Annotated in this window: 1 pseudogene; it reads left to right on the top strand. The window is 70.9% G+C overall.

The window, feature by feature from the left end:
* Positions 1-181: 181 nt before the first annotated feature.
* A pseudogene (locus DU475_RS23875) lies at positions 182-892 on the top strand (hypothetical protein); the annotation flags it as partial.

Genomic DNA, 892 nt, shown 5'->3' with positions numbered 1-892 from the left:
GTATTCCGCATCGTGCCCGAAGACGGCGCCGACGTCGAAGGCATCCGCGGCCGGCTCAGCGGCTGGTGGGGCGATGCCACCGGCATCGAGTTCATCGCGCCGAGCGAGCTGAAGCTGCAGGGCTGGCGCGGCAAGTTCCGGCACTTCGTGCCGGAAGCGGCCGTATAGCGGCGACGCGCGCATGATCGCCATCATCGATCGATCGGACGACGCTGCCGCGCGCGAGGTCGTGCTCCGCGCCTTCGAGCGTTCGTTCACGCCGGGCCAGGTCCGACTGCTCGACGACATCGCCGCAGCATCTCGCGCGCAAGCGGTGGTCGTGGTGGTCGCGCCGCGGGAGCAGGATGCGGACTGGATCGAGCCGCTGCTGCGACGGCCGGTGAAGTTGGTGCTCCTCGGCACCATCGGTCCGCGCATCGCCGGTCTCGCCGGCATCACGGTCACCCCCCTCGACGAGCCTGCCGCTGCGTCCGCGGCCTGCGATCCGGCGCCGACCTATGGGCTGACCGAGAGTGCCGCGAGGATCGTCTATGCCGATCAGGGGCTCGGCGCCGCATCGCCGCTGCGGCAGCGCTCGCTGTGCCGGTTCGACTTCACCAACGAATGGAACAATCTCGGCTACGGCCGCATCGGCATCTGCGACGAGGTCTGGTCGATGGCCGTGGCCGCGCGGCCGGTCGATGCCGGCGTAGTCGGCGAACTGCGGATCGGGCCGGACGCGTCTGCCGGCGCGGTGGTCACGCTGCGCGACCTGCCGCACGCATCCGTGCTGTGGTTCGCGCGGCCGGTGGGTCCGGTGGACGGAGCCGACTGGGCGATCGTCGAGCGCTTCGTCGCCGATCATCGCGCGGCGGAGCTGCCGTGCCGGCCGTATCTGCGTGACATCCCACAC

The sequence above is a fragment of the Rhodopseudomonas sp. WA056 genome (genome assembly GCF_010906995.1).
Taxonomy (GTDB): domain Bacteria; phylum Pseudomonadota; class Alphaproteobacteria; order Rhizobiales; family Xanthobacteraceae; genus Rhodopseudomonas; species Rhodopseudomonas palustris_G.
Note: the sequence above shows the minus strand (reverse complement) of the source record. Positions and strands in the feature narration are given on the sequence as shown.